The following is a 451-nucleotide window of genomic DNA, read 5'->3' on the forward strand; positions in this document are numbered from 1 at the left end:
AATTGTCGGAATCTTCATTATCTGTAGTGCATGAAACAGTATACGGGTCTGTGCCTGTATGCCATCCTTTGCAGAAACTAATAATACTGCTCCGTCTAATACGGATAAAGAACGGTATACTTCCGCCAAAAAATCCATATGGCCTGGCGTATCTATAATGTTGACTTTTACATCCTCCCACTGAAAAGATGTCACTGCTGTCTGGATAGTGATTCCCCTTTGACGCTCCAAATTCATTGTATCTGTCCTTGTTGTGCCTTCATCTACGCTCCCTGGTTCTGCAATTGCACCACTGGTATACAATAAACTTTCCGTTAATGTTGTCTTTCCTGCGTCAACGTGAGCCAGAATGCCTAAGTTAATTATTTTCATGTGATTTTCCTCCTATCAACACCCAAAAAAGGGCATAAAAATACCCAGTGATAAATACTCCTATCACTGGGTAAATAAC

1 protein-coding gene is annotated in these 451 nt (G+C 40.6%); it reads right to left on the reverse strand.

Features of this window, described 5'->3' with window-relative positions; genetic code table 11:
- Positions 1-372, reverse strand: a 372-nt coding sequence (locus tag ACQRBH_RS17325) for a GTP-binding protein (protein WP_427762696.1), incomplete at its 3' end; no start/stop codon positions are given.
- Positions 373-451 lie beyond the last annotated feature (79 nt).

The organism is Bariatricus sp. SGI.161, assembly GCF_050313695.1.
In the GTDB taxonomy this organism is placed as follows: Bacteria; Bacillota; Clostridia; order Lachnospirales; family Lachnospiraceae; genus JAFBIX01.